Below are 6,456 nucleotides of genomic sequence, written 5' to 3' on the forward strand. Positions count from 1 at the left end.
TTTTTAAAATATTGATTTTTAATAACTTACGGAAAAGTTACAAAAAACGAAAAAAATTGACTGAAAATTCAATAAAAGTGCATTTTTGCCCATTTTTTTGTCTGGTTTTTAGCCTGTATATTTGTAAAAGGAAATCCAAGAAAAACGAAATTTATCACTACACTATTAGCTATAGCGAGGTTTAAGTTTCAAAATAAGTTGATTACAGAGCTAAGTAATTCAACTGCAAAAATCACAATTAAATTTCAGATTACGAGTTCGGTGCAATATCCGAATAGGGATTGTCATGTCTAATTTTAAGCATAAAAAAGCCCAGTCGGCAAACTGGGCTAAGAACCTTTTAGTAATTAAATAAGCAAAATAATGAAAAGCAAAGATATAAAAGATATAGCAGTTACCAATGATTTTATCCGCATTCCGTTTGACCCAGCAACTACAATAAAACTGGAAGACCCGAAGCTCAATAGCTACGGAATGGATATTTCAAACCCCGATTTTTTAAAATATCAATCAGGAAATTTAGAAGCTGAGATTATTGGTGGTGTTAACACATTGGTTTTAACTCGATTTCAAGTGATGTTGAAAATCGCAAGACGACCACAAATGAGCATACAGGATGTTTATAGAAACAATGTGGATTTGTACAACGAAAACAATTTACAACACTTTATAAAACAAGCCAGTATTAAGCTAAAAATCGATAGCACCACAATAGCAGATTTCGTATTTGATTTGGTGGAACGTTTGGAAACATATCGCAAGGATAAACGAACCTATACAGAAGAAATACCAACGATAACAACGAGCAACCAAGAACAAAAAAAGTTAAAAGAACTTCTAAATAGTGATAAGCTACTAAACGAAGTACAAGAGCTTTTAACAAGTGCAGGCATGCCATGCGGCAAAACAGGATTACAATTATTTCTAGTAGCTCTAAGTAGTAAACAAAACAATGTCATGCATTGCATTTTACAAGGAAATAGCGAGATTTCAAGCGAGATAATCAGAAGTTTTGCCAGCGTGCTACCAATGGAAGTAAATCGTTATAAAACTTCAATAAGTGATAATGTTATGTATTACGCTCCATCGGAAAACTATTGGAAAAACAAAGTCTTGTTATTGCCTAGCATCGATACACTTGGCAAAAAGAACACAGCACTAACAGAATTGATTTTGCAAGGCGGGGTTAATAGATTGGTAACGGAGAACACCGAACAAGGTACATACAGGGCAAGCAATAAATCGGTGAATGGCAATCTGAGTTTTATCAGCTCCACCGCTAGTGGTTACCATGATTTACTAAAAAGCGATACGGTACTCGCATTGCTATTGTGCAATCCAAACGAGATTAAAAAAACGATTGTAACTAATCAAATAAAGCGATTTGCGGGACTTTTGGATGAAAACAACATCCAAGTAGCACAAAGACAATTACAAGCGTTATTTCGGGACATAAAAAACATCAAAGTAGTAAATCCATATTTGGAGCAAGTGAACGTTTCTAAATTTTTGAATAACGATAGCAAGCTAATAACCCAATTTTTGAGAATAACCAACCTAATTACTTTATTACATCAAAAGCAAGTAACAATGACTAATACCGATGGAGCCTATCAGATTGAAGTACAAGCCAATCACATGATGCAAGCCTTGGAATTGTTTCGGGAAGTTTGGTTTAAAGAAGAAAAGGAATTGCCATTCAATTTAGCTACTACCTTGGTTAGAATCAAAAAAGAACTAATAAAAGATAATTCTGAAAACCACAAGCAAACGGATTTCTCAGTAAAAGAAATGCGAGCCAAGTTGAAGGTAAGCCCGTCCAGTTTTGCAAGGCATATAGGTACGCTTTATGATTATGGGAAATTGGAACGTACAGGCGGAAATAAAAAGGACGGCTACATGTACCAAGTAATCAATTGGAGCGATGGCACCGATACCGCCCAACAGTTTGAAGATTTTAAAAATGAGATTCTTAGTTTGTAAAGTTAGTTTCTCACAAGTAACCCACAAGTTTCTCACGCTCCAAAGCCTTGTTATTATTGGTCTGAGGTCAAAAAATGAGAAACTTAAAAAAATGTATATAGCGATATGAAAAAATTAGAATTACATAACATAGCATTTATAGAAGCATTGGAACATTTTAAAATGAGGCTTCAAATACAAGGTACATCAGAAACCCAAGTGTATAGCAAACCCAATTCGGTTAAAGAGTTTTTGCATTATTTGGAACAAAAAGGAATCGGTAACCTAAACCAAATAAATCAAAAGTTAGTAAGCGAGTATTTCGATTATTTGAAAAACCGACCACTTCAAACAAAAGACGGCACCATGTCGCCAGCGTATTTACTAAAACATCGGGAATCCATTTTGCGATTTATCGAGTTTGTAATGAGTCAAGAACACGAAATTGGTCAAGGTCAAAGCGGAATCCAAATCAGAATCGATAACAGCGAGAAACTACCCAAAGAAATACTTTTGGAAGAAGAAGTTGAAACGCTATTCAATACCTGTGATAATAGCATGTTAGGAATACGTGATAAAGCAATACTTAGTTTGTTGTATGGTTGTGGATTACGAAGAAAAGAAGTGCTTCAACTGGAAATAAGCGAAATCGACCTTAACAAAGGACGTATTCATATTGAGAAATCCAAAACAAAACACGCTAGAGATGTACCAATGAGTAAAGCCGTTCAACGCAATATCGAAGAGTATTTATTCAATGTCAGAAATGTTATGTTGGATGTCAATAGCGAGTTAACCAGTTTTCTAATTACGGAACGAGGCACAAAAATGAGCAATAGCACACTAGCCAAAGTAATGGAGAAGCTGAGCCAAAAGATAAACATCGGTAAAACGATAACATGTCATATTCTTAGGCATTCGATAGCCACTCATTTACATCGCTACATGACAATTGAAGATGTGGCAAAATTCCTAGGACATAAGACCCTAGATAGCACCATGATTTACACCCATTTAAAAACCGAATACTATGGATAAAAACAAATTAATAAAAAAGTTTAAAAACTATATCGTTAACGAATTAGGATATACAACAACTACATTTAAAGGCTATAAGACGTGTATAAATGGCTATTTGGATTGGTTGATAACAAACCAAATCCAACCCAAGAACATGTCGCTAAATCAAACGTATGACTTTTTAGCGTATCGAAGATTAAAAGGCGATACAAATGGAAACATACGAACGTATAAAACGGTAATAACACATTTTAATCAAGCTATTGAAATGAAAAGTAATCCCGCTTTATTGGTGCATTTGGCAAAGAACGAACGTAAAACACCAACCCAATTACTCGATGAAGAATTTTTAGATATGATTTACAGGGAAACCACCTCTAATACACTAGTGCAAAAGCGAGATAGGTGTATTTTAGGTATGATGCTTTTTCTTGGATTGAGCAGAAACGAAGTAACCACAATTCAATTGGAACATTTAAAGCTAGAGGAATGTAGATTGTATGTAAGCCAAAGTAATACCACAAACGAGCGTTACATTAACCTCAACCCAAAACAAATATTGCACCTATCACAATACTTGTACGATGTAAGACCAAAGCTAGAACAGGAATATAAAATCAATACCAATCGTTTGTTTTTTAGTTGTGGTGATGCTACTGGGCTAGATGGTGCATTGGCTAGATTAATGAAACGATTAAAACGTGAATTTCATTACGTGAAAGATTTTAAGCAATTCAAACAATCAAGAATGGCAATTTGGGTGAAGGAATTGGGATTGAGGCAAGCGCAATATTTGGGTGGTTATCGATATGTAACCAGTGTACAGCGATATGATTTTAAAAGTATCGATGACCTAAAAATGAAATTGAAATATAATCACCCAATGGAGAGGTTTGGCTTAGATTTTGCTATTTATAATTAGTTAAAAGCTTTGATTATTAAAGCAATTAGATTAATTTTAACTAAATTAATGTTGTGGTTCAATTAAATTTTATTTAATTTGTACCCGTTTTACAAGAAACACAATTTAAACTTATGTCTGATTCAACTTTTAAAATGACTGCTCTTAGTAAGCAAATCAAGAGGGAGAAATTGACTTTAAAACCACATGGAATTAAAGGACATTTTAATTTATTTACTGGTAAATCTGGTGAGTATTGGGTAAGCATTGTTCCAGCATTAAACACTAGTGGCTATGGTAAAACAGAAGAAGAAGCTCAAAGTGATTTACAATACAATTTAAACTTATTTTGTAAAGATTTATTTTCTCTAAAACCAGAGCAAAGAATTACAGAATTGAAAAAAATGGGTTGGCATAGTGACAAGCTGTTTAGAAAACAATTTTCTTCTGCTTTTGTTGACGAAAATGGAGTATTACAAAATTTTGACTTCCCTACTGAAGTTAAAAAAACTTCAACAGAATTAGAAGCGGCTTAAATTGGGAAATAATAGACCTGTTAAAACTAAAGATTGGATTAGGTTTTTAAAAGAGCATGGTTGTTCTCAAAAAAGACATAATGGAACATCTCACGAACACTGGAAATGTCCTAATTGTTTTAGAACTGTTACTTTTAGACCTAAAGACAAAGAAATTCCAGCCATGCATCTAAAGACAAATTTAGAAACTATGGGATATGATTTAGAATATCTTTATAACTGGATTGATAAAAAATAATTCACAAACCACTTAGTAATCTAGGTGGTTTTTTTGTTATATTCGCATTACGTTCTTACAAATAAAACCCGAATGAAATAGCATATAAGTAGCTATCCTTTCGGAATGCTCGTGCCAGGACGCTCTTACGTAGACCCTTCAAGGGATTACAGATACGGCTTCCAAGGACAAGAAATGGATAATGAGTTGAAAGGAAGAGGAAACTCCCTAAACTATACGTTTAGAATGCACGACCCAAGGGTGGGTAGGTTTTTTGCAACTGACCCGCTTGAAGCAAAATATCCTTGGTATAGCCCTTACCAATTTAGTGGAAATAGGTTAATTGATATGATTGAGTTGGAAGGTCTTGAACCCTCACATCCGCCAACAACTTCAGGAGAAATATACAATGACCCAAATAATGGAAATAGTTATGAAGCAGATGGCGAAGCATGGCATTCTAATATGGCATCAGGAATTCAAGGAAATGAAGCTATTATAGTTGGCGAGAAACCTTTATCTTTAAAAATAAAAGAGTTTGCTGGCTCATTTGCAAATGCTGCAAACGAGTATGTTGTTAAGCCTACTGTTGATTCAGGAAAAAAAGTTGCAAATGTAACTTCTGTTTTTGGAACAAGCATTGGTAATATGTTTACAACGTTCATACCTCAAGCTTTTGGTTTTGATGGCATGGAGATGATGAATGCACCAACATTTCATGGTTGGATAGATTTTAATAGTAATAGCCAAAAAAAGTTAATTGAAGCTGATGCAACTGGTTTGGCTGCCGAATTAGTTGTAGCAATTGGTACTGGTGGTGTTGGTGATGAAATTATTGGAGCTGGAAAAACTTATTTGAAGAAGAAAGCTGCAACAGAAGTTGTAGAAGAAGTAACTGAGCAATCACTGAATAAGTTGGTTCCCCTAGGTTTAGGTTCAACTGCAAAAGCTGGAGTAAGCAGAATTAATCCAATAAATTTGACAGAAGAACTCGCATTAAGGGAAATAATGGGTAATCCATCAATGGGTAATTTCCCTAGGTTAAGAAAAGGGATGACGGATAGCAGATGGCCAGCTACTGAAGGATGGAAGAAAATGTCATGGAATAACGGTGGAGTTGAAATTCATTATACGGGAAAATGGGTTAATGGAATTTTGGAAGCTGTAGATGATTTTAAAATAATTGAATAAATATGAAAATTAAATGTATTGAAACAAAGGCTACTAATTTCAATTTGGAAGAAGTAAATACTATAACTTCAAATAATTTTGATTATAATTTTGGTGGACACGGATTGAAGCTAAATGAAGTTTATAATGTTATAGGAATGTTGTTATACAAAGACACGAAATATTTATATTATTTGATTGATATTAATAACAAACCTTATTGGTTCCCTAATGAATTATTTCTCATAATTGACAACAATGTTCCAGAGAATTGGAATTTTAATATTTTTAACAAAAGTATAGATGATGATATTTACATGATTTTCGGATATAAAGAACTATGTTTTGATGAAGAACATTATAATCAACTTATAGAAAGAGAAAAAGATGCGTTAAATATCTATTTTAAAAACAAAAGGTAATGAGTAATATTTCAAACTTAGTGATGACCCCCCACCGCTCCCGCGCGAATCCTTTCGCGTGGCACTTGAGATAATCAATTAAAAATAATTGCAAAAAGGATAAGCTATATAGTTTATCCTTTTTTGCTTTTTAATGGGTTTAAATCGAAGCAAATGATGAAATGGTAAACCTTGTGTTGCAGATTTAGTGATGGCTTTTTGTAAATAAATTTTAGTATTTTTACCCTA

General features: G+C 33.7%; 7 protein-coding genes. All 7 read left to right on the top strand.

What is annotated here, in order from left to right; translation table 11 throughout:
* Window positions 1-363 precede the first annotated feature (363 nt).
* The 7 genes from GFJ99_RS12630 (at window position 364) to GFJ99_RS12660 (ending at window position 6,228) form a co-directional block, all read left to right on the top strand.
* Window positions 364-1,983, top strand: coding sequence for a hypothetical protein (locus GFJ99_RS12630; protein ID WP_153209314.1), 1,620 nt, complete (start codon window positions 364-366; stop codon window positions 1,981-1,983).
* 105 nt (window positions 1,984-2,088) lie between these two features.
* Window positions 2,089-3,000 (top strand): tyrosine-type recombinase/integrase, encoded by a 912-nt coding sequence (locus GFJ99_RS12635; RefSeq protein ID WP_153209316.1) that lies wholly within the window; start codon window positions 2,089-2,091, stop codon window positions 2,998-3,000.
* On the top strand, window positions 2,993-3,904 hold the full coding sequence (locus GFJ99_RS12640) for a hypothetical protein (protein ID WP_153209319.1): 912 nt from the start codon (window positions 2,993-2,995) through the stop codon (window positions 3,902-3,904). The genes GFJ99_RS12635 and GFJ99_RS12640 overlap by 8 nt, the downstream gene beginning before the upstream one ends.
* 113 nt (window positions 3,905-4,017) lie before the next feature.
* Window positions 4,018-4,419: a hypothetical protein gene (locus tag GFJ99_RS12645; RefSeq protein ID WP_153209321.1), complete on the top strand. Its 402-nt coding sequence runs from the start codon at window positions 4,018-4,020 to the stop codon at window positions 4,417-4,419.
* Window position 4,420: 1 nt separating this feature from the next.
* Window positions 4,421-4,657: a type II toxin-antitoxin system HicA family toxin gene (locus GFJ99_RS12650; RefSeq protein ID WP_153209323.1), complete on the top strand. Its 237-nt coding sequence runs from the start codon at window positions 4,421-4,423 to the stop codon at window positions 4,655-4,657.
* A 105-nt stretch (window positions 4,658-4,762) separates the two neighbouring features.
* The gene (locus GFJ99_RS12655) at window positions 4,763-5,827 is read left to right on the top strand and encodes a hypothetical protein (RefSeq protein WP_153209325.1); all 1,065 of its coding nucleotides are present in this window, start codon (window positions 4,763-4,765) and stop codon (window positions 5,825-5,827) included.
* A 2-nt stretch (window positions 5,828-5,829) separates the two neighbouring features.
* Complete coding sequence (locus GFJ99_RS12660; protein WP_153209327.1) at window positions 5,830-6,228, top strand: hypothetical protein; 399 nt, start codon at window positions 5,830-5,832, stop codon at window positions 6,226-6,228.
* Window positions 6,229-6,456: the final 228 nt, after the last annotated feature.

Source organism: Flavobacterium sp. LMO6 (assembly GCF_009495795.1).
In the GTDB taxonomy this organism is placed as follows: Bacteria; Bacteroidota; Bacteroidia; order Flavobacteriales; family Flavobacteriaceae; genus Flavobacterium.

Bases quoted from the DNA above. Each gene is read 5' to 3' on its own strand.
- GFJ99_RS12630 (WP_153209314.1), top strand. From the start codon at position 364: ATGAAAAGCAAAGATATAAAAGATATAGCAGTTACCAATGATTTTATC.
- GFJ99_RS12635 (WP_153209316.1), top strand. From the start codon at position 2,089: ATGAAAAAATTAGAATTACATAACATAGCATTTATAGAAGCATTGGAA.
- GFJ99_RS12640 (WP_153209319.1), top strand. From the start codon at position 2,993: ATGGATAAAAACAAATTAATAAAAAAGTTTAAAAACTATATCGTTAAC.
- GFJ99_RS12645 (WP_153209321.1), top strand. From the start codon at position 4,018: ATGTCTGATTCAACTTTTAAAATGACTGCTCTTAGTAAGCAAATCAAG.
- GFJ99_RS12655 (WP_153209325.1), top strand. From the start codon at position 4,763: ATGCTCGTGCCAGGACGCTCTTACGTAGACCCTTCAAGGGATTACAGA.
- GFJ99_RS12660 (WP_153209327.1), top strand. From the start codon at position 5,830: ATGAAAATTAAATGTATTGAAACAAAGGCTACTAATTTCAATTTGGAA.